The following is a 25,642-nucleotide window of genomic DNA, read 5'->3' on the forward strand; positions in this document are numbered from 1 at the left end:
TCAACTAAGAACTGTACCTATTTTGCTAGTCTACTATAAAATTATCTGCTTTGATCTACACAAGACAGAGACGGAAGAAAACACTCGCGCTGTATTTAGAATCATTTCATTCTCTTTATTTAAAAGAAAGTATGAAATGCATTTCATTTACTTACGACACTACCTTTCTGTCTAATTATGGATAGAAGGGTATTTTTTGTTTTCTTTCCATTTGAGGAGGAGAAACATGAAAACAACAGCTCAGTTTTTAAAAATGAAGGAGCAGGGTGAAAAGATTGTCATGATTACGGCATACGATTATCCCGGTGCTAAATTTTCCGAGGCAGCAGGAGTCGACATGATTTTAGTTGGGGATTCATTAGGTATGGTTGTATTAGGCTATGAATCTACAATGCGGGTGACTGTCGACGATATGATTCATCATAGTAAAGCAGTTCGTCGCGGGGCACCCGATACGTTTATCGTCGTAGATATGCCTTTTGGCTCTTACCATGGCGATGTGAACGAAACATTAAAAACTGCGGTCCAGATGATGCAGCTTACAAATGCCAATGCACTTAAGGTGGAAGGCGCGGATGATGTGATTCCTGTTATTAAGAAACTAACCGATGCCGGGATTCCGGTCGTTGCACATTTAGGCTTATTACCACAGTCTGCAGGTGTTCTGGGGGGCTATAAAGTACAAGGGAAGACTTCTGAGCAGGCCGAAAAATTAATTAATGATGCATTACTTGTCGAACAAGCAGGTGCATGTGCTGTCGTGCTTGAATGTATTCCCCACCAACTAACTGAGATTGTAACCGAAAAGTTGACAGTACCGACAATTGGAATTGGTGCAGGCGCTAAGGCAGACGGTCAAGTATTGGTATTCCATGATTTATTGCAATATGGAAATCACCATATTCCTAAATTTGTTGAAAGTTTTGCACAAGTAGGCGATGAAATTGAACGTGGAATCATTAGTTACACACAAGCGGTTAAAGCAGGAACGTTCCCTACATTACAGCAAAGTTTCACGATGAAAGAAGACGAATTAATAGAGCTTTATGGAGGCGTAAAATAATGATCATCCTATCGACAATTGCTGAGCTTCGAAAAGCTGTAATTAACGCCAAAAGTAGCAAGCAATCAATCGGTCTCGTTCCAACAATGGGCTATTTACATGAAGGACATCTAACATTAGCCAAAAATGCCCGGGAAGAAAATGACGTCGTTGTTATGAGTATTTTTGTAAACCCAACACAGTTTGGTCCGAATGAAGATTTTGAATCATATCCGCGTGATTTAGAGCGTGACACAAAGCTAGCGGCATCAGTAGGTGTGGATTATATTTTTGCACCATCCGTTGAGGAAATGTATCCACATGATGGTGGTATATACATCCATGCCGGACGACAGGCACAAACTTTGTGTGGTGCAAGTCGGCCAAGTCATTTTGATGGGGTATTGCAAGTTGTTGCAAAGCTCTTTAATTTAGTACAGCCGGACCGTGCCTACTTCGGGCAAAAGGATGCACAGCAAGTTGCAATTATCCAAACAATGGTCCGGGATTATAATTTCCCTGTGGAATTACGTGTAGTTCCAGTTGTACGAGAAGGTGACGGCTTAGCAAAATCAAGCCGGAATGTTTATTTGTCTTCGATTGAGAGAATGCAGGCACCTGTTATTCAACAGGCGCTGCAAATAGCGAAATTTGAGTTAATGGATTCAGGGGACGTAGATAAGGCATTGGCACAAGCAACGAAAATTATTGAAGATAATACTGCCGGTAAAATCGATTACTTGAGCATATTAACGTATCCAGATTTGAAAGAAGTAGATGAGAACTCAGATCAAATACTTTTAGCTGCAGCAGTCTATATTGGAAAAACACGTTTAATTGATAATTTAATTCTTTCATTAAAAGGGGAACGTATTCATGCTTAGAATGATGATGAACAGTAAAATCCATCGTGCTCAAGTAACACAGGCGGATTTAAATTATGTAGGTTCGATAACAATCGATCAGGATATTTTGGATGCGGTAGGGATGTTACCGAACGAAAAGGTGCATATCGTAAACAACAATAATGGTGCACGTTTTGAAACATATATAATTGCAGGTGAGCGCGGTTCAGGCGTCATTTGTGTAAATGGAGCAGCTGCACGTCTTGTTCAAAAAGGTGATATCGTCATTATTATTTCGTACGTATATGTGGACAATAAAGAAGTAGCGGATCACTATCCAACAGTAGCTATTATGGGAGAAGATAATAGAATTAAAGAAATGATCCACTATGAACCTGAAGCAACGATCATGTAGCAGTAAAAAAAACTGTGTTAAGAGTCAAATTGACTTTTAGTACAGTTTTTTTCATTTGTAACAAAAAGTTATTGAAGGCATAATTTTGTAATTATTATATTACGTCCCTGTAATATTTTTGAAACATTAAATGTGTACACTGAATTTAGTTTCATTACAAATGATACAGGGGGAAATGACTAATATGTTTCATAAAAGACTATTATGTAGCTTTGCCTTCATTATTTTTACATCTTTATTCTTTTCCAATGCCATTAGTGCAGCTACACATACAATTAAAAAAGGGGAAGAATTAGATAAAATTGCAGAGCGTTATAATACGTCTGTACATACATTATTGGAAATAAACGAGCTTGAAGACAAAAAGCAAGCGGTGACAGGCTATGTCCTACAGCTACCTGATCATATTAAAAATAATCAAAAGAAAGTAAAAGAAAAGAAAGAAAAAAAGGAAAAGCTGGATGATTTTGAAGTGGTTAAAACGTTGACTGTTGAAGCAAGTGCCTTCACAGCTTCCTGCAAAGGCTGTTCAGGTAAAACGGCATCCGGCATCAATCTTAAAAAAAATCCCGATGTTAAATTAATTGCAGTTGACCCTAAAATAATCCCACTAGGAACAAAAGTCTGGGTTGAAGGCTATGGGATTGCGGTTGCTGGAGATACTGGCGGCTCGATAAAAGGATCCAAAATTGATGTGTTTGTTAAAACGAAAAAAACTGCCCTTAACTGGGGTCGTAAAAAAGTTGAAATTAAAATATTAAAATAAACCTCCCACAATCAGTAATTACTAAATATAATTGCTGATTTTTTGTTTTCAGGAATAAAAAAACGGTAAGAGTATAGTTTAGACTAAATACGTTAATTGGCTATTTCGTAGTGTGCAATAACTGGAATCACTTATTAATGATACAGAGTAATGGTGCTAGGTTGCATTCCAGAAATTGTCATGATAATGTGAAAATTGAGGTGGTTAAATGGAAAACTTTGATTTAGCTGTAATAGGAGCAGGACCAGGCGGATATGTTGCCGCAATTCATGCAGCAAAAAGCGGATTGAAAGTAGCGCTTGTCGAAAAGGATAAAGTTGGGGGGGCTTGCTATAACGTAGGCTGTATTCCTTCGAAAATTATGCTCGAGCATAGTAAATTGGTGCAGGAAATTCGACGCGGGACAGATTGGGGAGTTACAGTTCCTACAATTAATATCGATTTTCCGAAATTAATGCAACGAAAAGATAAGGTTGTAGCAGAATTACTATCAAATATTGAAACTTTTATTGATAGTGCGCAAATTACGATGTTTAGAGGAAAAGCAATCGTAACGGCAGAGCGGAAAGTGATAGTTGGAGATGATGCATTCACGGCCAATAATGTAATTTTAGCAACGGGTAGTCGCCCATTTGTTCCTCCGTTTAAAGGAATTGAAACTGCAAATTACTATACAACGGATACTTTCTTTTCCATTCAGGAGCTTCCAAAGCAGCTGACCATTATCGGTGGTGGTGTTATTGCAATTGAAATGGCGTTTGCTTTAGCGCCTATGGGTACTAAAGTGACTGTACTCAATCATAGTAAAGATATTCTGCAAACTGAAGAACCGGATGCCCGACCAATTATTAAACAGAAAATGAGCGATCTGGACATTGAACTGATTACAGATTTTACATTTGAAGAAATACATGCAGATTATGTGCAAACATCGATCGGAAATTTCCCTTATGAAAATTTATTATTTGCAACAGGGCGCCGTCCAAATACTGAAATCGCTGAGGCGTTGGAAATGCAAATGGATGGTCGTTTAATTAAAGTGAATAATCATTATGAAACTAGCATTCCGGGGATTTTTGCCATTGGGGATTTAGTAGGTGGCTTCCAGCTTGCACACTCTGCCAGTGCAGAAGGCGTGCATGCGGTGGACTTCATTTTAGGAAAACATCCGAAAGTAATTAATCAGCAGGAAATACCGCGTTGTGTCTATACACATCCTGAGATTGCCACATTCGGTATGCTTGAACATGAAGCGCCAGCAGATTCAATTGTGACAAAAATGTACTTACCGACCAACCCTAAAGCGCTGTTGGAAGGGAATACACAAGGCTTTATGAAATTTGTCGCGAGTCCTGAAGGGGATATTTACGGTGCATGTGTTGTAGGTGATGGTGCGACTGAAATGATTAATTCTATGCTTGCGGCAAAAGTACTTGGCGGATCTGTTAAAGACTTAGCACGACTGATTTTCCCTCATCCGACAGTAAGTGAGCATGTTGGGGATGCAGCTAGATCTGTTTTCGGCAAAGCGATTCACGCAAAGTAACTTTTGGTATTCAACGGGGCAAATAATCTCTGTTATTCCTCTTAAAATCCAATTTCTTTTTTATTTCCACTAGTTTTTATATACTGGATATAGACAAACCTAGTAGAGGTGACCCTATGGAAATACAGCCAATGGAGCTTGTAGAAAAAGAAGTTGAAGAAACATTATATCAATGTATTGATTTAAAAATAGAAGAAGACTATATTGCAATGGGGCAAATTTTTGCCAAAGTACTTGCACTACTTCAGCAACATAAGCTGATTAGCCCTACATTACAGGTTATTATCGAACCGGGTAAATGCCTAACAGAAACGCGTATATTGCTCGAAAGCTTGCAAGAGGCGCAAAGAAGACATGTTTCACGCAGAAAGCTTCTTACTCATCGGCAAATTTTAAATGTATGGTTACGTAAAAATCAATATTTCCAACGTGAAGTATTACCAGGCTTTTTCTAGTGAATTAAAATAATTTTCAGATTATTATAATTTTCCCGTTGCATTTTATATTTCTTTTCTATAAAATAAATAGTGTCTAGTAAATAAAGTAGGCATGGTGGAGTCAGTCAAATCTGGCACCCCCATGCCTTTTTTTTTGAAAAAGGGGGATTATGATGTTTATTTTTCAAATTGTTATTGTATTGTTGGCAACAAAAATAGCAGGACATTTTACAGTACGTCTTGGACAGCCTTCAGTATTAGGGAAAATTTTAATCGGTATTATTATTGGTCCTGCTATGCTTGGATGGATAACCGACAGTGAAGTTATGCAAACATTTAGCCAAATCGGTGTTATTCTATTAATGTTCCTGGCTGGTCTAGAAACAGATTTAGAAGACTTGAATGCTAATATGAAAGGTGCTATTTTCGTAGCGATCGGTGGCGTTATTTTACCAATCGCAATGAGTTATCCTTTAGCTCTCTCTTTTGGATTGACGCAAGGGCAGGCTATTTTCATCGGTTTAACATTAGCAGCGACATCTGTAAGTATTTCAGTTCAAACATTAAGTGAAATTGGTTGGTTGAAAAGTAAAGAGGGTTCGGCACTATTAGGTGCTGCTGTTCTAGATGACATTATTGTAGTTGTCCTAATAGCGATTGCGATGAGCTTCCTTGTAGGGGATGACGTTTCTATTCCGGCATTAATCGGTGGAAAGGTATTCTTCTTCGCTTTATTGTTTGTAGTAATGAAATGGGTGATTCCACCATTCATGAAGGCGTTCAGTAAATTGCGTGTTACAGAAGCAACCTTATCCGGCGCGCTTATAGCTTGTTTTGCTTTAGCTTATGTCGGTGAGCATTACTTTGGTATAGCGACGATTATTGGCGCATTCTTTATCGGTATTGCTATTGGCCGAACTCCATTCAAAGAGGCGGTAGAACATAAAGTAGAACCGATAGCGAGTGGAATCTTTGTCCCATTTTTCTTCGTAAGTATTGGATTATCTGTAACATTTGTTGGCATTACAGAAAATATTTGGTTTTTAGTTATCTTCTCAATCGTGGCGATTTTATCAAAACTTATCGGATCAGGTATTGGTGCGAAGTTGGCAGGATTCAATTGGAGGTCTTCTATAGGAATCGGAGCAGGTATGATTTCACGTGGAGAAGTGGCATTAATTCTTGCGGGGATGGGCTTATCAAGCGGCCTTTTACCGGCGGAAGATTACACACCAATGGTAATTGTCATTATTATTACTACATTAGTAACTCCACCTATGCTTAAAGGGATTTTCGGCAATCGTTCACATTACATAAAATAAAAAGGTTGAATGAGTCACTATTTTATTGTAATCTGTTATTTAGGTGCCAAAACCTCAGTGAAGATTTAGTCTTCACAACAAAAGACTCCACCAACAGCACGGATTTGCTGGGAGACTTTTGAATTGTGCAGGGAGATGAGCCCCTGCACACCCTTACATAGTGTATTAACCTAGTATTGTCCTCGAGACGGTACTAGGTTTTTTTATGTTAAAGATGCAATTTTAGCATCAGGTGCTTCAATTTATTAGAACAATTGAGGATATATTAGAATAAGAGACGCAGATACTTGAAAACCTGTTATACATATTTGAAAAATACATACGCATATTAGAACAGTTAGCAGATATTTTAGAAAAACACGGTTTTTTTAGAACAAATAGATTTTTATTAGAAAATTTCAGAATATATTAGAATTTTGAAAACGTTACTATAAAAGCTCTGAGCTGCAGCGCAACCTTCCACTTCGTAATGGCTTCATCAGCATTTCTATCCATTTACATGACCTCCTTACCTTTAATATGATAAAATGCGCTTATATTACTTGAACTGTGAGCTGAAGAAAATGAATGAAAGTCAAAAATATGCAATCGTTGACATTGAAACGACCGGTCATTCACCTGCAAGCGGCGATCGCATGATTCAAATTGCCATCGTCATTATGCAAGACTGGAACATTACAAAAAAATATTCAACTTTTATACATCCCGGGAAACCGATACCGTTGTTTATACAAGATTTGACGAATATTACGGATGAGCATGTCAAGGATGCATTACCATTTGAAGCACATGCGGATTATATTTATGAACTATTGGAGGATGCTGTATTTGTAGCGCATAATACGGATTTTGACTTATCATTTTTGCAGGCAGAATTTAATCGGGCCGGCTTACCGAAATGGTACGGGAAAAAAATCGATACGGTTGAACTGGCGAAAATTCTTTTTCCAATGTCCTTAAGCTATAAATTGGCTGATTTAGCGAGTGATTTGAATATTCCTCTACAAAGTGCTCACCGCGCTGATGATGATGCACTTGCTACAGCCTATTTACTGAAGTATTGCTGGCATGAACTTTTAACGTTGCCATTAGTTACATTGGAACAGCTGCATAAACGCTCGTTTCGTTTAAAAACAAATTTGGCACAGCTATTTTTTGATGCGCTTGTGATAAAGCGTAGTAAAACGTTAACAGATGATGCGCATGTTTATTTTAATAAAATTGCGATTCGTAAAATGGCACCGACCCCAAAAGGATATGACGACGAGTTGGAATATCCTCAATCAACCGATGAAAAATTAGCTTTATTATTAAAGGGGATTTCCAATTTCGAAGTGCGTCCGCAGCAATTTCAGATGATGGATAGTATTTGGAAAGTGCTTAATGATAAAACCGAGCATGTCATTGAAGCTTCGACAGGTATTGGGAAAACGTTAGGTTACTTAGTACCAGCCATCTATTATGCCAAGAAAACGAAGCGAAAAATTGGAATCAGCACCTATACATCGCATTTGCTAGATCAGCTTCTGCAAAATGAAATTCCCGTATTGGAGCAAGCACTTGGCCAGCCAATTAAAATTGCACTTTTAAAAGGGATGGGCAATTATATCGATATAGAGAAATTCGAGAAGCAATTGAAAACACTTGATGATTCATACGATCAAACGTTTACGCTATTACAAACACTTATTTGGCTTGCCAAAACAGTAACAGGGGATTTAAATGAGTTAAACGTTTCAGGTGGCGGTCAGCTTCTGCTCGATAAAATACGTAAAACTACATTACCAAAAACGACGATGCCGCTTTACGACTTTTATTCTCGTGCAATACAAAATAGTCGCCAAGCCGATATTATAATAACGAATCATGCCATGCTATTAAGCGATTTAGTCCGCAATGAGCAGATTTTCGATTCTTTAGGTGGCTGGATTATTGATGAGGCCCACCAATTTATTCAAGCTGCCATCAATCAAGATGAAAAAATATTTACGTACATGAATTGGAAATATTTATTTGGACAAATTGGAATAAATGAAGATGAACAGCTCTTTTATAAAATTCGTCGTGTCGCATTAAAAAAACAGTTGCTAAATATTCAAACGCTCGACCAGCTGGAGAAGCGATACATCCATATGGTTCAGACATTTGATACGGCGATGGCTGCATTAATTCGTGAAGTAAAGGCAGTTGTCAGCAGACAGTTTAAGCCGCTTCAAAAAATTGAATTATTTATCAGCGATCTGCAATTGCCGCACGAAGTCTTTTTGAAAGTATCTTTAACAGTACAACGGTGGATTGATGATGCAAGTGCACTTATACAGCAATTTAGTTCGGGAGTAGACGAGTTGGCACCTGAGCATGAGTATTTAATTGAACAATGGCAGTATATTATTGGGGAACTTATGATAAAAATGTCAGAGTGGGATGAAGTGTTTCTTCAAAACGATTTAAATTATTCATGCTGGCTTGAGCTGGATAGACGAAGTGTCCCAGGGAGCATTCAGCTTTATAAGAAGCCAATCGACGTTACAGCAACGATAGGGAAGCTTTTTGATCCAATTCGTAGCAAAAGCGCAGTTATTTGGACATCGGGGACATTGACTGTACCAAGCAATGAACGATTCATTACAAATCAACTCGGAATCGATCCTTCTATTACAATAGAAAAATTGCATGCAGATTCGACCTACTACGATGGGGCGGAAGTATATATTGTAAATGACATGCCGGATATTCAAGCGGTTTCCCAATCCGACTATATCGAGGAAGTAGCGCATGCAGTGACAAATGCTGTGCGGATGACAGACGGAAGATGTTTCGTATTATTTACGTCGCAGGACATGTTGCGGAAAACGGTTGATCTTATTCATGAAAGTGAATTATTGAATGATTATATGATTTTTGCTCAAGGTGTCACATCAGGTAGCCGGATGCGCTTATTAAAATCGTTCCAAAAATTTAATCATTCCGTATTATTTGGAACAAATAGCTTTTGGGAAGGTGTAGATGTTCCAGGTGATGGACTGGCTGCGGTAATTGTCGTACGACTGCCTTTTTCTTCACCGGAAGACCCTTCGTTTAAGGCGCGCGCAAATTATATTACACAGCAAGGACGTAATTCGTTTACTGAACTGGCATTACCGGAAGCAATTATTCGATTTAAGCAAGGATTTGGCCGATTAATACGTTCTAGCCATGACAAAGGGGTATTTATTGTTTTAGACCGCCGCATAGAAACAAAATCTTACGGACAGCAATTTATCGAGTCATTACCGCCGGTTTCTATACAAAAACTGCCACTTCACAGTATGGTACAAAGTCTGGGAAATTGGTATAATGAAAAACGATGAGGAAGGAAAGCAGGTCGACAATCATGAAACAAAATTTTAAACGACGTACAAGTAAATATAATGTACGAACAAAGAAATCGAATTCCAAGGTGCAGTCATGAAAAACTGGATTTTATTTTCGGTTGTCTTTATTTTATCGTTGTCACTTGTCATTACAGTGTTCGTATTTTGGAAAGCCAATGCCCCGTTCAATGAAATTAAAGAAAAAGCGGAAAGTTTTGTGCTGGATACGAAAGCACTTGCTGTTGTTGAGAATTCCTATGTATACAATGGGAATAAACCCTATGTCACTGTATTTGGAGTGGATGAGTATGGGAAAGAAAAAGCAGTATTCGTCCCGATGAGTTTAGAAGAGAATTCAATGCAAGAAGTATTTTTAGCGGATGGTCTTACAGAAGAACAGGCAATGTCTGTCTTTAAAAATGATACAGATGCAAAAGAAATTCTTCATATGAAGTTAGGATTTGAGGAGCCGGGTCCAGTTTGGGAAATAACATACAAAAGTGAATCTGGCACCTTAAATTATGTTTATCTTCTGTTTGAAGACGGACAATGGTGGAAGCGCATATTGAATTTGTAGAGGAGAGAGCAACATGAAACAATTGTTAGCAAATCGTGTAAAAACTTTAACACCATCAACAACTTTGGCCATTACAGCTAAAGCGAAGGAGCTAAAAGAGCAAGGGATTGATGTCATCGGTTTAGGAGCGGGGGAACCTGACTTTAATACACCGGAAAATATTTTAATTGCTGCTAAAGAATCGATGGATGCAGGCTATACAAAGTATACGCCAGCTGGAGGCTTACCGGCATTAAAAAAGGCAATCATCGATAAACTGGCACGCGACAACAGCCTTACATATAAAGCTAATGAGATTATTGTTGGTGTTGGTGCTAAACACGTTCTGTATACATTGTTCCAAGTTATATTGAATGAAGGGGATGAAGTAATCATACCAATCCCTTATTGGGTTTCCTATCCGGAACAAGTGAAGCTAGCTGGCGGTGTTCCTGTCTATGTAGAAGGAACTCAGGAGCAAAGCTATAAAATTACAGCACAGCAATTGCGTGATGCTATTACAGAAAAAACAAAAGCGGTCATAATTAACTCACCATCAAATCCTTCTGGCATGATCTATACGAAGGAAGAGTTGGCAGAGCTTGCGAAAGTAGCGGAAGAAAAAGATATTTTAATCGTTTCAGATGAAATTTATGAAAAGCTTGTTTACAATGGAATAGAGCATTATTCGATTGCGCAAATTTCGGATGCCATTAAGGCACGTACAATTGTTGTGAATGGTGTGGCAAAATCACACTCTATGACAGGCTGGCGAATTGGTTATGCAGCAGGTGATGCGTCTATTATTAAGGCGATGACCGACTTAGCTTCCCATTCGACTTCAAATGCAACGACAACAGCCCAATATGCAACAATTGAAGCATACAACGGATCCCAAGAACCAGTAGAAGAGATGAGACAAGCTTTTGAATCACGTTTAGAAGTGATATTCCCAAAACTAGCAGCAATTCCTGGAGTAAAAGTATTAAAGCCACAAGGGGCATTTTACTTATTACCTGATGTTTCGGAAACAGCAGAAAAAACAGGCTATGCATCTGTGGACGATTTTGTATCGGCACTATTGACTGAAGCAAATGTTGCAGTTATTCCAGGTTCAGGCTTTGGATCACCTGCGACAATACGTCTATCTTACGCAACATCTTTAGAATTATTAGAAGAAGCAGTTCGTCGAATCGAAGCCTTTGTAAAAGCAAAGTGGCAAGATTAAAAACAGCTGTAGCTTAACTTTTGGAGGACTTTATGAAGAAAATTATGATTAAAGATATGCCAAATAATATTGGCGAAACAGTAAAAATCGGAGCTTGGTTAGCAAATAAACGTTCAAGCGGTAAATTAGCTTTCTTACAATTACGTGATGGCTCAGGTTTTGCACAAGGGGTTGTCGTGAAAGCGGAAGTTGGCGAAGAACTATTCGCAGTAGCAAAGGGTATGACACAAGAAACATCACTGTACGTAATTGGGGAAGTAAAGGCAGATGAACGTTCATCTTTCGGTGCAGAATTGAATGTTACAGGTATTGAAGTAATTAGCGCAGCAAATGACTATCCGATTACACCAAAAGAGCACGGAACAGAATTTTTAATGGACAACCGTCACTTATGGTTACGTTCTCGTAAGCAGCATGCCATTATGAAAGTACGTAATGAAATTATTCGTGCTACATATGAATTCTTTAATGAAAATGGCTTTACAAAAATGGATCCGCCAATCTTAACTGGTTCTTCACCAGAAGGAACGTCAGAGCTATTCCATACTAAATATTTCGATGAAGATGCATTCCTATCTCAATCAGGTCAGCTTTATATGGAAGCTGCTGCAATGGCATTAGGAAAAGTATTCTCGTTCGGTCCGACTTTCCGTGCAGAAAAGTCAAAAACACGCCGTCACTTAATCGAGTTCTGGATGATTGAGCCTGAAATGGCATTTGTCGAGCATGATGAAAGTTTAGAAGTACAAGAGCAATACGTGTCACATATCGTACAATCTGTTCTGAAAAACTGTAAGCTTGATTTAGAGCGTCTTGGCCGCGACACATCAAAATTGGAAAATGTGAAAGCTCCATTCCCACGTATTTCATATGATGAAGCAATTGAGTTTTTACATGAGCAAGGCTTTGATGATATTCAGTGGGGTGACGATTTTGGTGCACCACACGAAACAGCAATTGCCAACCATTATGACAAGCCTGTATTTATCACTTGCTACCCAATCGGTATTAAACCATTCTACATGCAGCCACACCCAGAACGTGATGATGTCGTATTATGTGCAGACTTAATCGCTCCTGAAGGCTATGGTGAAATTATCGGTGGTTCTGAACGTATTTACGATTATGAGTTAATGAAATCCCGTTTGGAAGAACATAACTTATCATTGGATGCGTATGCATGGTATTTAGATTTATGTAAACAAGGTGCAGTACCTCACTCAGGCTTCGGCTTAGGTTTAGAGCGTACAGTAGCATGGATTTCCGGAACTGAACATATCCGTGAAGCGATTCCATTCCCACGTTTATTAAACCGTTTATATCCATAAACAATTTATATCTTATCTATGAGAAAGCGTCCGGAATATAACCGGGCGTTTTGTCGTTACGAGCGAACAAAGGGGGATTCAGCAATGTCAACAAATTTTAATCGAATCCGCGTTTGGACGGAGCAATTACAAGTTACTATTCCACAATTATTTTTTAAACATTATAGCGAGTTGAACATCCAAGATGATGAAGCATTGATTGTTCTACATTTACTAAGCTTTGAACAAGAGGGAATCGATTTTCCGACGCCGAATGATTTAATGCAAAGGACCAATTTTCAGTTAACGGCCATTTCTCAGATTTTGCAGCGCTTAATGCAAAAAGGCTGTGTCGAAATTTCTCAAAGTACAGATGAATCCGGACGAATTACCGAAAAATATTCAATCTATCCATTATGGGAGCGGCTTTTGGATTTGTTGCAATCTAAAGAGCAACAGCAGCATACGTCTGCCACAAAATTGGACGAGGCGAAGATTTTCCAGTTGTTTGAGCAGGAGTTGGGGCGTTTACTTTCACCGATGGAAATTGAAACGATCGGTATGTGGATGGACTTGGACCAACACAGTCCGGAAATTATTAAAGCAGCATTAAAGGAAGCGGTACTCGCAGATAAAGTTAATTTGCGTTATATTGATCGTATTTTAATCGAATGGAAAAAGCGTAATATAAAGACGCTAGCACAGATTGAAAAGCATAGTGAGCAATACCGTAAAAATACGATGCAACCATCATCTACCCAGGCGTTAAAACAACAGGAAACTCAGCAAACGAAAAAAGTCTCATTTTATAATTGGTTAGAGGAGCGAGAATAGGAGGGCGCTTAATTTACTATGTTAACAAAAGTGAAATGGAATCACTTCTTAGACGAGATGGACCGAATGTATCCTGATGCGCATTGTGAATTAGTGCATGACAATCCATTTGAGCTGACAATCGCTACATTATTATCTGCGCAATGTACCGATGTGCTCGTGAATAAAGTGACGAAACAATTATTTCAAAAATACAAAACACCTCAAGATTATTTAAATGTCCCATTAGAGGAACTTCAAAATGATATTCGCTCGATCGGACTATATCGAAATAAAGCAAAGAATATTCAATTGTTGTGTGCACGTCTTTTAAATGAATATGGTGGTGAAGTGCCAGCTACGCGTGAAGAGCTAGTTACATTGCCTGGTGTCGGACGTAAAACGGCAAATGTTGTATTATCCGTTGCATTTGATATTCCCGCATTGGCAGTTGATACACATGTAGAGCGTGTTTCTAAACGATTAGGTCTTTGTCGTTGGAAAGACAGCGTGCTGGAAGTTGAAGAAATGATAATGAAAAAAACACCGATGGACCGATGGAGCCGTGCTCATCATCAAATCATATTCTTTGGACGCTATCATTGTAAAGCGCAAAATCCGGGCTGTGGGACATGTCCACTGCTGGATGATTGTCGTGAAGGACAAAAGCGCTTGAAAAAAGGCTTGGTGAAAGTATGATATTAGTGAATACAGAAGCCATTTCAAAAGAAATAGTCGATCGCTGGTATGAAGAGTGGGAAGCGATACGTGAAGATATTCATAATGCCCATGAACGTCGTGACGGTTCGGCTATACAATTTATGCAAAAAGGGATCGAACTTTTTGAAGGATTTCTTATGACTAGTTCAATAACGGAAAATACAGTATTCTCTCAGCAAAATGTGTACGAGCTTATGCCAATTAATGGCATGGAGCGCCTGCAGTTTGTTAAAATGCGTCCGGGTCAATATGCATGTTATAGACAGCTGGATGAGCTTTTTAAAGAAACGAAAAAGCGCTGTGCCCGATTAAGACTGAAAAAATAAACATAATATATCGAAAAAAAGAGCTACCTATTATTATGAAATAATGGGTAGCTCTTTACAGACTGTAGACAAACTCGAAGAAATTCGGGTTTGCCTACAGTCTTTTTTATTAAAATAAAGTTAACTAATCAAAACCGTTGATTTCCATTCCGGGACCGATGCTTTCCCCGGGCACGGCTCCAGCTAACTAAATTGTGCCTACAACGGCAGGCACAATTTAGTGGATCTTCCGCGCGTGCGTTTCCCGGTGGAGTCACGGTCCCTCCACTCCAATCAACTTATTCATCGCTTTAAATAAAGTGAGATACGATATCTACGATGACTAGTAATCAATTTAAATCAATGAACATGAACAACTTATTCCTGCTAAGCATCTAGTAAAAATTTATAATAATAAGACAAAAGGTCTCTCGAGACCTTTTGTCGACAATCTGAAAAGAGCTACCTATTATTATGAAATAATGGGTAGCTCTTAAAATTTGTATTATTTAATCGTCATCTGAATCTTCAGGATTCGTTTCGCCACCGCCTGGTTGAGGAGGGGTAGGCTGATTCGGTGGTGATGTTTCAGGATTTGGGGACTCTGGCTCTACAGTATTGCCATTTCCGTTCCCATTACCATTCCCGTTATTTCCATTACCATTACCTGGATTCTGATTGCCGTTGTTGTTTCCATTCCCATTGTTTGGCAGTGAAGGGTTCTCAGGGCTACCTGGATTTTCCACTTCTTCATTTGGCTCCTCAGGCTCTTCTGGCTCTGGGGATCCCGGGACGAATAATGTTACAGCAGCAGGGTCACTCCGTAGATCACCGGAAATGGCTGTGACTGTAAATAGATATTCTTTTCCACGTTCTATATTTGGTACTTGTATAGAAGTTGCGCCTGAAACTGATAGAACAGTTGCAGAACCGCCATCTACTGCCATTGATACTTCATATGTGACTGGATCTTGTGCGTCCCCATCTTCAGCATTTTGTGATGGGTGTGACCAAGTTACATCTGCAAGCTGAGCTACTTCGTTGAATGTCGCCTGTAAGCCAGTTGGTGCTTCCAATGTTTGAGGGACAAATTCCTCTGTATATTCAGTAGGCTCTGTTCCTTTGACAAATAACTCTGTAGTACGCTGATTTGCAGGTGTATATTCATTGGCCAATTTTAATGGGTTGGACCCAATTACTATCGAAGCCGACACAACAGAACTTGGCTGTTTAAATGTTGATGATGGATTATGCTGATTTAAATCTGTCATGATTGATTTAAACAAAGTTTGTGGCAACCATCGCTCTTCCCATGTCGTAATAGCATCCTTACGTTTGGAATAACCGCCCCAAATGGCGATTGAATAGTTTGTTGTATAGCCGGCAAACCATGTATCCGGTACGGAACTGCTTTTCAGATTATATTTTTTGAATTCATCGGAATCGTAATTTGTCGTACCTGTTTTACCTGCAATATCAACGCCTGAAACGCTAGCGCGTGGTGCAGATGCATTATTTTTGTTACTTACTACGTCGCGTAAAATATCAGTTACCATATAAGCTGTATAATCGCTCATGGCAGGCTTTGATTCAGGCTTATATGATTTTGATGTTTTACCATCACGGAATACAATTTTATTAATAGAATGGGCATCATTGTAAATACCATTATTACCGAATGCGGCATAGGAAGCGGCCAGTTGAATCGGCGAAATAGTTGTACTACCACCACCAATTGCTTCTGATTCCGTCAGTCCTTTTGATTTAATGCCTAAGTTTGATAAAAATTGCTGTGCACGTTCTGGACCGACTTCACGGAATGTTTTAATGGCTGGGATATTACGTGACGTATAAAGTGCTTGACGTACAGTCATTGTTCCTAAATATTTCCCGTCCCAGTTTCCGATAACTTGATCTGAACCGCTGTAAGTCATTTTTTCATCGACCGTTGTTTGACCTGTTGACCATTTTAAATATTCAAAAGCTGGACCATAATCAATTAAAGGCTTTAATGTCGAACCGGGCTGACGATCTATTAAATCATCTGCGTAGTTAAAGTTAAATCCTGTATAATGACGACCTCCACCGATCGCGCGAACTTCACCTGTTTGTGTATCAATAACTGCAACGCCCGCCTCGATTTTTTCAGTAGGGAAGTTACTGTCATTGTTCATTCGATCTTCTACAATTGCTTGTGCTTTCGGATCAAGTGTTGTATATACTTTAATTCCTTCTGAAAGCAGTTCACCATCGCCGTTTTTTTCTATTTCAGACATCACCACATCCAAAAAGGCAGGATATTTTGTAGTGCTGTTTGCGACACGATCTTCCTCAGGAATTAAACCTCCTGTTACAGGAGCGGCTATTGCTTCTTGAGCCTCTGCTTCGGAAATTTTACCGTGCTGAACCATAAGTGATAGCACGATATTACGGCGTTTTTTAGCACGGTCCGGTTTTTTGTATGGATTGAAATTGTTCGGGCTTTGCGGCATACCTGCTAATTGAGCAGACTCAGCTAACGTCAATTCACTTAGTTCTTTTCCGTAAAATTCTTTAGCTGCTGTACCGAAACCATGAATTCTGCCGGACATTAGTACTTTATTAAAGTACATTTCAAAAATTTCTTCTTTACTATATTTACGCTCTAATTGAATCGCAAGCCAAGCCTCCTGTGCTTTACGTTCCAGCTTTTTCTCATTTGTAAAGAATGAGTTTTTAACAACTTGCTGTGTAATCGTACTTGCACCCTGAGCCCCGAATCCGTCCCGGACGTTGGCAATGACAGCACCACCTAAACGCCAGAAGTCAATTCCGAAGTGTTCAAAGAATCGTGCATCTTCAGTTGCGATAATCGCATCAATCATTTGCTGAGGAATATCTTCGTATTTTACAAAATTACGTTTTTCTGCTCCGATTGTAGCGAATAATTCACCATTTACATCGTAAAATTCAGATGAAATAGGATCTTTCAGTAATTCTTCGTCTAATTCAGGTGCCTTACTTACATAATAGCCAAATAGTGCGGCACCGCTTAAAAAGCCTAAAGCACCGATTAGAACGATTGCCATTACAATACGCTTAACCCAGTTGCCAGCCGATGTTTTTGATTTTGATTTTTTCGATCTGTTATTTTTTTGACGTTCGCGTTTAATTTCCTCGCGCGTTTTTCTTTTTTCCGTCACGTTAGTTCTCCTCACTTTCACAAACATTCCCGTTTGCGATTAACTTTTTAACCGCATCTAAATAATCGAGCCTTGGTAAATAGCCTTCGTTAATTTCGATAGCCTGTTGCTCGAAAACGGTTAATGGTATTGATTTTCTGCCACCCTCATGCATTTTTTTAAATACATTGGCTACAACATTATAAGGCATGACAAAATTTCGATTTAATGAACTAAACCGTATGATGAAAAATGCAATTCCTCGTTGATTTGTCACCGATTCCATATGAGTCATTTGGTGAGGGTGGATGTTTTTTAATGGGAAGGATGTTTTATTATCAGTTTCCTTTGCTTCAAAGTCGATATAATAACCATTCCAGACGCCATTATAATCCGTTGTGGAAGGGGTGCGGAAGTAAGCTTCTTTAATAACCGCAGCACTTCTTGCCGGATAATCTACTTTGACGATTTGAATCGGAACAGGTTTCTTGTGTATATTTGCCAATTTCCTTTGTAAATAAAACAAATTTGTTTCATTTAAGTCATCTTCTAAGCTTTTTCCACGGTTACTGTAGGAAATGGCCCTTTTTTTTGCATCTTTGGCAACCGTTGAATGTTCAGCAGGGTCTTGTGTACTTTCCAACTTAGGCGCACTTTGATAGAGCTTTCCATTTGGATAACGAATGACCATGGAATCACCTTCTTTCCTAGCAGAAATAATACTTTAATAGTGTATCATAAACAGTGTACTCGTTAATAATTTTAAAAAAAACTATGCAAATTATAACATCTTTTGCCGAATAAACACTATTTTTGCCACATGACAAGGATTCTACAAAAAAAGCAAGAATCATTGTGAAAAGGGGGCATTATATGTCGAAATTATCACGCTTAATAGAACAAGTTGAAATGGCAGAAACGTTATTAACATTGCAAATGGAACGTGAACAATTAAGGATGAAGATCGATCATTTAACAAATTTAATTTCGGTTTCTCAAAAAGTTAGCTTAGCAGAAATCAAGAGTCAAGTAAAGAATACGTGTTCGCATATAAGTAGTACTATCGATGAGAATTTGATACACTAAACGATAATACAGACGAAATTATTTGAGGTGCTTTTTATGCGATTATTAGAAGAAACTTATATATTAATAGATGAATGTGAAGCGTGTTTACAACGTTTCCAGGAAATGCGGCGTTTGGACATGGAGCCTGACTTCTTTAATGACGTCAAGCCCCATGTTGATATCGTCCATACACGTATTCAGGAATGGCAGCAACTTGCGGCACATTGGATTAAAAGCACGTATCCTAAAAATTTATATGTACAGCAAATTGACCACGCAGCAGATGCGATGGAGCAATTTGTTGTACAGTCTTTTTATAAAGGGACTAGTAAAAAACGCTTTATCCAGTCGATTCAATCTGCACAATATACATTAAAGCTTCTCGTTTCCAAGATTGAGGAAGGTGAAGACGATGTTCAGTAAGAAAAAAACGATTACTCAGCTTGTTGAGGAATGGCAATATGATGAGGAAATGAAACAAAATATTGTCGCAATGCATACAATTGAAGAAAAACAGGCTCAGTATGCGGAATTTCCATCAAACTTACATCCGTCAATCGTAAAGGCTCTGCATGGACGCGGCATTCATCAGCTTTATTTACATCAACGCCAGGCTTTTGATTATGCCGAACAGCAAAAGAATTTTACTGCTATTACACCGACCGCTTCAGGGAAGTCTTATTGTTATCATTTACCTGTTCTCCAGAAAATTTTGGAAGATCCTTCGAGCCGAGCGATTTATTTGTTCCCGACAAAAGCGCTTGCCCAGGATCAAAAATCGGATTTAAATGAACTGATTGAATTAATGGAAGAAGATATTTTAAGCTACACATACGATGGAGATACTGCACCCGGTATACGTCAAAAAATAAGAAAAGCCGGGCATATTGTGATGACCAATCCAGATATGCTGCATTCGGGTATTTTACCGCATCATACGAAATGGGTTTCGCTTTTTGAAAACTTAAAGTACATTGTTATTGATGAATTACATACGTACAAAGGCGTTTTCGGTTCACATGTTGCACACGTTATAAGAAGGCTTCTACGTATTTGCGAATTTTATGGAAGCAAGCCGATTTTTATTTGTACAAGTGCGACAATAAAAAACCCGAAAGAGCTTGCAGAAAGTTTGACTAATAGTGAGCATGTACTTATAGAGAAATCAGGAGCACCTGTAGGAAAGAAAACTTTTATTTTTTATAATCCACCAATCGTACATCCGACATTTGGAGTTAGACGTAGCGCGGTATTGGAGGTACGTGACATTTCCAAGCGTTTGTTTGAAGCAGGTATTCAAACGATTATATTCGCCAAATCAAGAGTTCGTGTCGAAATGCTTGTAACCTATTTAAAATCGCTAACATCGAAAAAAATAATGGATGAGTCCATTCAAGGATACCGGGGAGGCTATTTACCGAGTGAGCGACGTGAAATAGAAAAAGGTTTACGATCCGGTTCGATTCAAATGGTTGTCAGCACAAATGCACTTGAACTTGGTGTAGATATAGGTCAATTGCAAGCTTGCATAATGACAGGATACCCGGGCAACATTGCCAGTGCATGGCAGCAGGCAGGACGGGCAGGGAGACGTCAGGATGAGGCACTTATTGTCTATGTTGCCCAATCTACAGCATTGGATCAATATGTCGTACAAAATCCTAGCTATTTACTAGGGAGTTCCCCAGAAGAAGCGCGTATTAATCCTGAGAACATTCTCATATTAATGGAGCATTTGAAATGTGCTGCATTTGAACTTCCTTTTTCAATGAATGATAATTATGGAGAATTTGAAGTACAGGAATTACTCGCCTATTTAGAAGACGAAGGTGTACTCGTACGTACAAGTACGAAATGGCATTGGATGAGTGACAGATTTCCGGCCCATGAAATATCATTACGCTCAGCTGCACAAGAAAATGTCGTAATCATTGATATTTCAACACCGGCAAATACAAAGGTCATCGGGGAAATGGATACGTATAGTGCAATGACACTTTTGCATGAGGAAGCGATTTATATACATCAAGGGATCCAGTTCCAAGTCGAAAAATTGGATTGGGAAGAGAAAAAAGCATTTGTTCGTGAAGTGGATGTCGATTACTTCACCGATGCTAATTTAGCTGTCGAGTTAAAAGTATTAAGCGAAGATAAATCTGCACCTTTTAAAAATGCTACTGTAAGTTTTGGGGATGTCAGCATTTTAGCGATTCCAACCATTTTCAAAAAAATTCGATTTAATACACATGATAATATCGGCTCAGGTCCGATATCGATTCCACCAATGGAAATGCATACAAATGCAACATGGATGAGCTTTGAATTGCCTTATAATTGGACTGAGGAGCAGTTAACGGATGCTTTAACCGGTGCAGCCTATGCAATGGGGAGTTTTATCCCGCTCTTCATTCATTGTGACCGATCGGATGTGTCGGTTGTCCCTCAAGTAAAGGCAGTACACAACGAAAAGCCGACATTGTTTATTTATGATAGCTATCCTGGTGGTATCGGTTTAAGTGAACGTGTTTATGACATATTGCTTTCCTTACTTGAACGAACTGCCCAACATGTGACGAACTGTCCATGTCAGCAAGGTTGTCCATCGTGTATCGGGGCACAAGATAGTTTAGGAGAAAGCAAGAAACAAGTTTTAAAAGTTTTGGATATTTTAATAAGTGAAATGATGTGAAGACATGTCGTATGAAAATAAGCTCCTACAAATGAAAAAGCTGCTTAGTAAAAATACAGGGCAAAAACAAGAAAAGCCTGCCTTCATAAAACCGGACCCCCCATTTTATAGTGAACAGTGGCAGCAGGCCGGACTTCAGGTGGTTGAAAATGAATTTGGTATGCTTTTTAAAAGGGAAGTACGCTATCCCCTTGATTATAAGCACGGTGATTATAGACTTGGCGAAATTTTTAATGCACTGAAACGGTGGAAATATGAAGCTGATGACCATCCTTTTGCAATTAATGAGCAGGAGACGATTGTATTTTTCGATACGGAAACGACCGGTCTTAAAGGGGCTGGGACACATATCTTTTTATTAGGTTTTCTACAATTTGATGAGGAGGAGGAACAATTTACTCTTACTCAATACGTATTGTCAGACCCATCAAACGAAGTAGCTTTCCTTTTTGAATCGAAATTATGGCAGAAAAATATGACGGTTGTTTCCTATAATGGGAAAAGTTTCGATTGGCCACAGCTGCAAGTGCGCTGGACGTTAAACAAACAGCATTTGCCACCGTTAAAAACGCAGCGTCAAATTGATCTATTGCATAGTACGAAGCGACTATGGAAAGATGACTTAGCGCGAATGAAGCTCACACAAGTAGAGCAGGATAAGCTTGGATTTTTCCGGAAAGGCGATATTCCAGGGCATTTAGCGCCGATCATTTATTTTGATGCGATAAAAAGCGGCAATGCCGAAACACTAATGAAAGTTCTGTTGCATAATGAATGGGATTTACTTTCTCTTATTACTTTGTACATTCATTCGACTAATTTGTTGTTTGATGCGATTTCGACCGAATCTGCTACTACGTATACGAACATTGGAAAGTGGTTTGGCGACTTAAAAAAACGACAAACAAGTGCGGAAATATTGCAGGCAGTGACAAAACACTTCAATACCGAAGAAACAGGCTATGCTCATTTTTATTTAGCTTATGAATTAAAGCGAGTTGGAGAAATTAATTTAGCAATTGAATCTTTCCACTCGGCATTGCCGACAATTCCCCGTGAAAAAAAGTTACAGGCGTATGAGCAGTTGGCAATTTTATATGAACATCAGCTAAAAGATTATGAACAAGCGATGGCCTTTTCGGAAAAAGGGCTTGAATTGTTACAGCAAATTTCATTTAGAAATGAAACGCAGCTGCTAAACAAGCAGAGAAATTGGCAAAAAAGGCTCGGCCGATTAGATATTAAAATGAACAAAAATAATGTGAACAAACGCTGAAAAAATTTTCATTTTGTTTAAAACATGTATTCGTAAGAAACGTCTGACCTATGCTATAATAAGATAAAGAAGTTGCGTGACGGAAGGACGATGAATAATGGATATTAAATTAACAGCTGACTATATATTAGAAAAAGAATTCAAAAAAAGCATGAAAGGCTATAATGTGGACGAGGTAGATCAATTTTTAGATTTGATTCGTGAAGATTATGATTCATTTACAGCCAAAATAGCTTCATTAACAGAGGAAAATGAACGTTTGAAGCAGGAGTTGACTAACTCTACACGTAAATCATCTGTTGTTGCACCACCACCGACAGCTAATAGTACAAATTTTGATATTTTAAAACGCCTTTCTAATTTAGAAAAGCATGTTTTTGGGAGCAAACTATACGAATAGTTAAACTATTTATAGCAATATTGTATTTTTTAAAAGTATAAAGTATAATTTAGGTATACATCAATATTCGAGTAATCGCTGCGATTTCATTATCGTAGAGGAAAGTCCATGCTCACACGGTGCTGAGACGCCCGTAGTGTTCGTGCTTACTGAAAAAATAAGGTAAGGCAAGAGAGCTTCTCTTGACGGCGGAAGGAACTCCTAAGTCTTTTAGATATGGACGAAACTTCCTGAAAGTGCCACAGTGACGGAGCTTACAGTGAAAGCTGTAAGGTGGAACGAGGTAAACCCCATGAGTGAGAAACCCAAATTATGGTAGGGGCACTCTCCAGAAGGAATTGAACGGATGGAGGGACGGTCATTTTGGCCGTAGATAGATGATTACTACCTAGTCGTACGAGGCGAAAGCTGTTTGAGTACTTAGGAACAAAACATGGCTTATTGATTATTGATGCTTTTCTTAAACATGTAATAAGGCTCTCCATTTCTTTTGGAGAGCCTTTCTTAGTAGATAAAATCAGTAAAATTGGCAAAATAAAGATTCAACACCAAAAGTTAGAAGTCATTACTTCAAACTTAGTACATACATTGAAGTCTATACAGGATAAATGAATTATTGTTCTATAAGGAAATAAGGGTGAGTTGTATTGAATGAATCAAATAAACCAAATGTACAAGAGCTATTATTGTCTCATTTTTCAAAAGAATTAATTGAAAAGGTTTTTGAAAATATTGCTGAAGGTATAATGATAACTGATAAGTTTAAAAAGATTTTATCGATTAATGCTGCTTTTGAATTTGTAACGGGTTATAAATTAGAGGAAGTCCAAGGGGAAAAACCTTCAATTTTACAATCCGGCGTACATGACAGAATTTTTTATATTGATATGTGGGACCAAATCGAGAGAGACGGAATTTGGCAAGGCGAAATTTGGAACAGACGCAAAACAGGTGAATTATACCCTGAATGGCTGACAATAATAGAAATTAAAGATGAATTTGGTGAAGTTACAAATTATTGTGGTATTTTTACGGATTTATCTGAACGGAAAATTGTTGAAGATGAGCTTGAAAAAAGAGCGCTGCATGATTCATTGACAGATGTATGTAATCGTTTCGCATTTATCGAACGAATGAAAGTTCTGCTGGAAATGTCCTCAAAAAAAGTACAGCCGATACAACATGCTGTTCTTTTCATGGATTTGGATCGCTTTAAGCAAGTAAACGATACACTTGGACATGCTATTGGTGATCAACTATTAGTGGAAGTAGCAAGACGTGTAAATAGCTTGCTTAAAAACAAGGATGTTTTAGCTCGTTTTGGCGGGGATGAGTTTGTCATTACTTTGGCTAACATTCAACATCCGAGAGAAGCGGCGAAATTTGCTGAAGAAGTGATCAGGGCTTTCGAGATACCGATTAAAATCCACGATCAGGATATCTATGTTTCGACGAGTATGGGTATCAGTATTTATCCTGAGGACGGTATGACAACAGAGCAACTATTAAATCGTGCTGACCGTGCGATGTCTTACTCTAAGGAAAATGGGCGAAATTGTTTCTCCTTTTACTTTGAAGAATTAAAAACTGATTCAAACCGAGTATTAATGTTGGATAGTGAATTACGCAAAGCAATTGAAAATCGTGAATTTACACTCGCCTACCAGCCGAAAATTAATACAGTTACAAATGACATTGTCGGCATAGAGGCCCTAGTCCGTTGGAATAGTGAAAAACTCGGCTTCGTTTCACCTGCAGAATTCATCGAACATGCCGAAGAATCGGGCTTAATCATTCCTTTAAGTGAAATTATTTTTGATTTGGCATGTGAAGGGAACCAAAAATTAGTTGCAGCAGGATATCCTAAAATTCCGATTGCAATTAATGTATCAAGTATTCATTTCCAACAGCAAAGCTTTTTAGAATCAGTCCAAACAATTTTAGAAAGAAATAATACATCTGCCCAATGCTTCGAAATCGAAGTGACAGAGCGCACAGTTATGAATAGTGCACAGGAGACGGTTAGTAAATTAGTTAAGCTGAAACAATTAGGGTTTAAGCTATCAATTGACGATTTTGGGACAGGCTATTCTTCATTAAGTTATTTAGTGCGTTTCCCGTTAGATGTTTTAAAAATCGACCGCAGCTTCATTCAACATATTTGCTCACTGGATGACAAACAGGCTATTGTCGATGCAATTATTCAAATGGCTCACCGCCTGCAAATGAAAGTCGTTGCTGAAGGCGTTGAAACGAGCCAACAAGTTGAGCTATTAAAGTCAATGGGCTGTGATTTTATTCAAGGGTATTACTACAGTAGACCATTGCCAATGGAAGAATTAATTGACTTCATTCATTTTTGGGAAGTCGAGCATCAAGGAAGGATTTAAAAG

The 25,642-nt window shown here is 38.5% G+C and carries 22 protein-coding genes and 1 other RNA gene; 21 read left to right on the forward strand and 2 right to left on the reverse strand.

The window, feature by feature from the left end:
- Positions 1 to 226 precede the first annotated feature (226 nt).
- From panB to MHH95_RS10355, 14 genes are all read left to right on the forward strand, one after another.
- Complete coding sequence (panB, locus tag MHH95_RS10290; protein ID WP_340727459.1) at positions 227 to 1,063, forward strand: 3-methyl-2-oxobutanoate hydroxymethyltransferase; 837 nt, start codon at positions 227 to 229, stop codon at positions 1,061 to 1,063.
- Positions 1,063 to 1,926, forward strand: a complete 864-nt coding sequence (panC, locus tag MHH95_RS10295; RefSeq protein WP_340727460.1) for a pantoate--beta-alanine ligase — start codon at positions 1,063 to 1,065, stop codon at positions 1,924 to 1,926. The genes panB and panC overlap by 1 nt, the downstream gene beginning before the upstream one ends.
- Positions 1,919 to 2,302: an aspartate 1-decarboxylase gene (gene panD / locus MHH95_RS10300; protein WP_340727461.1), complete on the forward strand. Its 384-nt coding sequence runs from the start codon at positions 1,919 to 1,921 to the stop codon at positions 2,300 to 2,302. Before panC ends, panD begins: the two co-directional genes overlap by 8 nt.
- A 184-nt stretch (positions 2,303 to 2,486) precedes the next feature.
- Positions 2,487 to 3,068: a 3D domain-containing protein gene (locus tag MHH95_RS10305; protein WP_340727462.1), complete on the forward strand. Its 582-nt coding sequence runs from the start codon at positions 2,487 to 2,489 to the stop codon at positions 3,066 to 3,068.
- Between the two features lie 208 nt (positions 3,069 to 3,276).
- Positions 3,277 to 4,614, forward strand: coding sequence for a dihydrolipoyl dehydrogenase (gene lpdA, locus MHH95_RS10310; RefSeq protein ID WP_340727463.1), 1,338 nt, complete (start codon positions 3,277 to 3,279; stop codon positions 4,612 to 4,614).
- Positions 4,615 to 4,730: 116 nt separating this feature from the next.
- Positions 4,731 to 5,069 carry a transketolase gene (locus MHH95_RS10315; RefSeq protein ID WP_340727464.1) on the forward strand — a complete coding sequence of 113 codons (339 nt, stop codon included), beginning with the start codon at positions 4,731 to 4,733 and terminating at the stop codon, positions 5,067 to 5,069.
- Positions 5,070 to 5,224: 155 nt separating this feature from the next.
- Positions 5,225 to 6,373, forward strand: coding sequence for a cation:proton antiporter (locus tag MHH95_RS10320; protein ID WP_340727465.1), 1,149 nt, complete (start codon positions 5,225 to 5,227; stop codon positions 6,371 to 6,373).
- A 563-nt stretch (positions 6,374 to 6,936) separates the two neighbouring features.
- A complete protein-coding gene (dinG, locus tag MHH95_RS10325) occupies positions 6,937 to 9,723 on the forward strand; it encodes an ATP-dependent DNA helicase DinG (protein ID WP_340727466.1) in 2,787 nt (928 codons plus the stop codon).
- 97 nt (positions 9,724 to 9,820) lie between these two features.
- Positions 9,821 to 10,303 (forward strand): cell wall elongation regulator TseB-like domain-containing protein, encoded by a 483-nt coding sequence (locus MHH95_RS10330; protein ID WP_340727468.1) that lies wholly within the window; start codon positions 9,821 to 9,823, stop codon positions 10,301 to 10,303.
- Between the two features lie 13 nt (positions 10,304 to 10,316).
- Positions 10,317 to 11,510 carry a pyridoxal phosphate-dependent aminotransferase gene (locus MHH95_RS10335; protein ID WP_340727469.1) on the forward strand — a complete coding sequence of 398 codons (1,194 nt, stop codon included), beginning with the start codon at positions 10,317 to 10,319 and terminating at the stop codon, positions 11,508 to 11,510.
- A gap of 32 nt (positions 11,511 to 11,542) precedes the next feature.
- The gene (gene asnS, locus MHH95_RS10340; protein ID WP_340727470.1) at positions 11,543 to 12,838 is read left to right on the forward strand and encodes an asparagine--tRNA ligase; all 1,296 of its coding nucleotides are present in this window, start codon (positions 11,543 to 11,545) and stop codon (positions 12,836 to 12,838) included.
- An 84-nt stretch (positions 12,839 to 12,922) separates the two neighbouring features.
- Positions 12,923 to 13,651 carry a DnaD domain-containing protein gene (locus tag MHH95_RS10345; protein ID WP_340727471.1) on the forward strand — a complete coding sequence of 243 codons (729 nt, stop codon included), beginning with the start codon at positions 12,923 to 12,925 and terminating at the stop codon, positions 13,649 to 13,651.
- An 18-nt stretch (positions 13,652 to 13,669) separates the two neighbouring features.
- On the forward strand, positions 13,670 to 14,329 hold the full coding sequence (gene nth / locus MHH95_RS10350) for an endonuclease III (protein WP_339215784.1): 660 nt from the start codon (positions 13,670 to 13,672) through the stop codon (positions 14,327 to 14,329).
- Complete coding sequence (locus MHH95_RS10355; RefSeq protein ID WP_340727472.1) at positions 14,326 to 14,676, forward strand: YpoC family protein; 351 nt, start codon at positions 14,326 to 14,328, stop codon at positions 14,674 to 14,676. Before nth ends, MHH95_RS10355 begins: the two co-directional genes overlap by 4 nt.
- A 488-nt stretch (positions 14,677 to 15,164) precedes the next feature.
- Here MHH95_RS10355 and MHH95_RS10360 read toward each other — a convergent pair whose 3' ends face one another.
- Together MHH95_RS10360 and recU are read right to left on the reverse strand one after the other, a co-directional pair.
- Positions 15,165 to 17,837 (reverse strand): PBP1A family penicillin-binding protein, encoded by a 2,673-nt coding sequence (locus tag MHH95_RS10360; protein WP_340727473.1) that lies wholly within the window; start codon positions 17,835 to 17,837, stop codon positions 15,165 to 15,167.
- A 1-nt stretch (position 17,838) separates the two neighbouring features.
- Positions 17,839 to 18,507, reverse strand: coding sequence for a Holliday junction resolvase RecU (gene recU / locus MHH95_RS10365; protein WP_340727474.1), 669 nt, complete (start codon positions 18,505 to 18,507; stop codon positions 17,839 to 17,841).
- A gap of 182 nt (positions 18,508 to 18,689) precedes the next feature.
- Between recU and MHH95_RS10370 the strand changes: the two genes are divergently transcribed.
- From MHH95_RS10370 to MHH95_RS10400, 7 genes are all read left to right on the forward strand, one after another.
- Positions 18,690 to 18,902, forward strand: coding sequence for a molecular chaperone (locus MHH95_RS10370; RefSeq protein ID WP_339215792.1), 213 nt, complete (start codon positions 18,690 to 18,692; stop codon positions 18,900 to 18,902).
- Positions 18,903 to 18,938: 36 nt separating this feature from the next.
- On the forward strand, positions 18,939 to 19,307 hold the full coding sequence (locus MHH95_RS10375) for a YppE family protein (RefSeq protein ID WP_340727475.1): 369 nt from the start codon (positions 18,939 to 18,941) through the stop codon (positions 19,305 to 19,307).
- The gene (locus tag MHH95_RS10380; RefSeq protein WP_340727476.1) at positions 19,297 to 21,573 is read left to right on the forward strand and encodes a DEAD/DEAH box helicase; all 2,277 of its coding nucleotides are present in this window, start codon (positions 19,297 to 19,299) and stop codon (positions 21,571 to 21,573) included. Before MHH95_RS10375 ends, MHH95_RS10380 begins: the two co-directional genes overlap by 11 nt.
- Before the next feature lie 31 nt (positions 21,574 to 21,604).
- Positions 21,605 to 22,849 (forward strand): ribonuclease H-like domain-containing protein, encoded by a 1,245-nt coding sequence (locus tag MHH95_RS10385; RefSeq protein WP_340727477.1) that lies wholly within the window; start codon positions 21,605 to 21,607, stop codon positions 22,847 to 22,849.
- 97 nt (positions 22,850 to 22,946) lie between these two features.
- Entirely contained in the window at positions 22,947 to 23,249 is a 303-nt protein-coding gene (gpsB, locus tag MHH95_RS10390) for a cell division regulator GpsB (protein WP_191698114.1), read from the forward strand.
- A gap of 63 nt (positions 23,250 to 23,312) precedes the next feature.
- Positions 23,313 to 23,695: RNase P RNA component class B (rnpB, locus tag MHH95_RS10395), an RNA gene on the forward strand.
- Positions 23,696 to 23,896: 201 nt separating this feature from the next.
- A complete protein-coding gene (locus MHH95_RS10400) occupies positions 23,897 to 25,639 on the forward strand; it encodes a putative bifunctional diguanylate cyclase/phosphodiesterase (protein ID WP_340727478.1) in 1,743 nt (580 codons plus the stop codon).
- Positions 25,640 to 25,642: the final 3 nt, after the last annotated feature.

This window comes from Solibacillus sp. FSL K6-4121 (assembly GCF_038002585.1).
GTDB classification, from domain to species: Bacteria; Bacillota; Bacilli; order Bacillales_A; family Planococcaceae; genus Solibacillus; species Solibacillus faecavium.

What these genes read in the sequence shown, in the direction of transcription:
- panB (WP_340727459.1), top strand. Translation starts at nt 227, where the DNA reads ATGAAAACAACAGCTCAGTTTTTAAAAATGAAGGAGCAGGGTGAAAAG.
- panC (WP_340727460.1), top strand. Translation starts at nt 1,063, where the DNA reads ATGATCATCCTATCGACAATTGCTGAGCTTCGAAAAGCTGTAATTAAC.
- panD (WP_340727461.1), top strand. Translation starts at nt 1,919, where the DNA reads ATGCTTAGAATGATGATGAACAGTAAAATCCATCGTGCTCAAGTAACA.
- MHH95_RS10305 (WP_340727462.1), top strand. Translation starts at nt 2,487, where the DNA reads ATGTTTCATAAAAGACTATTATGTAGCTTTGCCTTCATTATTTTTACA.
- lpdA (WP_340727463.1), top strand. Translation starts at nt 3,277, where the DNA reads ATGGAAAACTTTGATTTAGCTGTAATAGGAGCAGGACCAGGCGGATAT.
- MHH95_RS10315 (WP_340727464.1), top strand. Translation starts at nt 4,731, where the DNA reads ATGGAAATACAGCCAATGGAGCTTGTAGAAAAAGAAGTTGAAGAAACA.
- MHH95_RS10320 (WP_340727465.1), top strand. Translation starts at nt 5,225, where the DNA reads ATGTTTATTTTTCAAATTGTTATTGTATTGTTGGCAACAAAAATAGCA.
- dinG (WP_340727466.1), top strand. Translation starts at nt 6,937, where the DNA reads ATGAATGAAAGTCAAAAATATGCAATCGTTGACATTGAAACGACCGGT.
- MHH95_RS10330 (WP_340727468.1), top strand. Translation starts at nt 9,821, where the DNA reads ATGAAAAACTGGATTTTATTTTCGGTTGTCTTTATTTTATCGTTGTCA.
- MHH95_RS10335 (WP_340727469.1), top strand. Translation starts at nt 10,317, where the DNA reads ATGAAACAATTGTTAGCAAATCGTGTAAAAACTTTAACACCATCAACA.
- asnS (WP_340727470.1), top strand. Translation starts at nt 11,543, where the DNA reads ATGAAGAAAATTATGATTAAAGATATGCCAAATAATATTGGCGAAACA.
- MHH95_RS10345 (WP_340727471.1), top strand. Translation starts at nt 12,923, where the DNA reads ATGTCAACAAATTTTAATCGAATCCGCGTTTGGACGGAGCAATTACAA.
- nth (WP_339215784.1), top strand. Translation starts at nt 13,670, where the DNA reads ATGTTAACAAAAGTGAAATGGAATCACTTCTTAGACGAGATGGACCGA.
- MHH95_RS10355 (WP_340727472.1), top strand. Translation starts at nt 14,326, where the DNA reads ATGATATTAGTGAATACAGAAGCCATTTCAAAAGAAATAGTCGATCGC.
- recU (WP_340727474.1), bottom strand. Translation starts at nt 18,507, where the DNA reads ATGGTCATTCGTTATCCAAATGGAAAGCTCTATCAAAGTGCGCCTAAG.
- MHH95_RS10370 (WP_339215792.1), top strand. Translation starts at nt 18,690, where the DNA reads ATGTCGAAATTATCACGCTTAATAGAACAAGTTGAAATGGCAGAAACG.
- MHH95_RS10375 (WP_340727475.1), top strand. Translation starts at nt 18,939, where the DNA reads ATGCGATTATTAGAAGAAACTTATATATTAATAGATGAATGTGAAGCG.
- MHH95_RS10380 (WP_340727476.1), top strand. Translation starts at nt 19,297, where the DNA reads ATGTTCAGTAAGAAAAAAACGATTACTCAGCTTGTTGAGGAATGGCAA.
- MHH95_RS10385 (WP_340727477.1), top strand. Translation starts at nt 21,605, where the DNA reads ATGAAAAAGCTGCTTAGTAAAAATACAGGGCAAAAACAAGAAAAGCCT.
- gpsB (WP_191698114.1), top strand. Translation starts at nt 22,947, where the DNA reads ATGGATATTAAATTAACAGCTGACTATATATTAGAAAAAGAATTCAAA.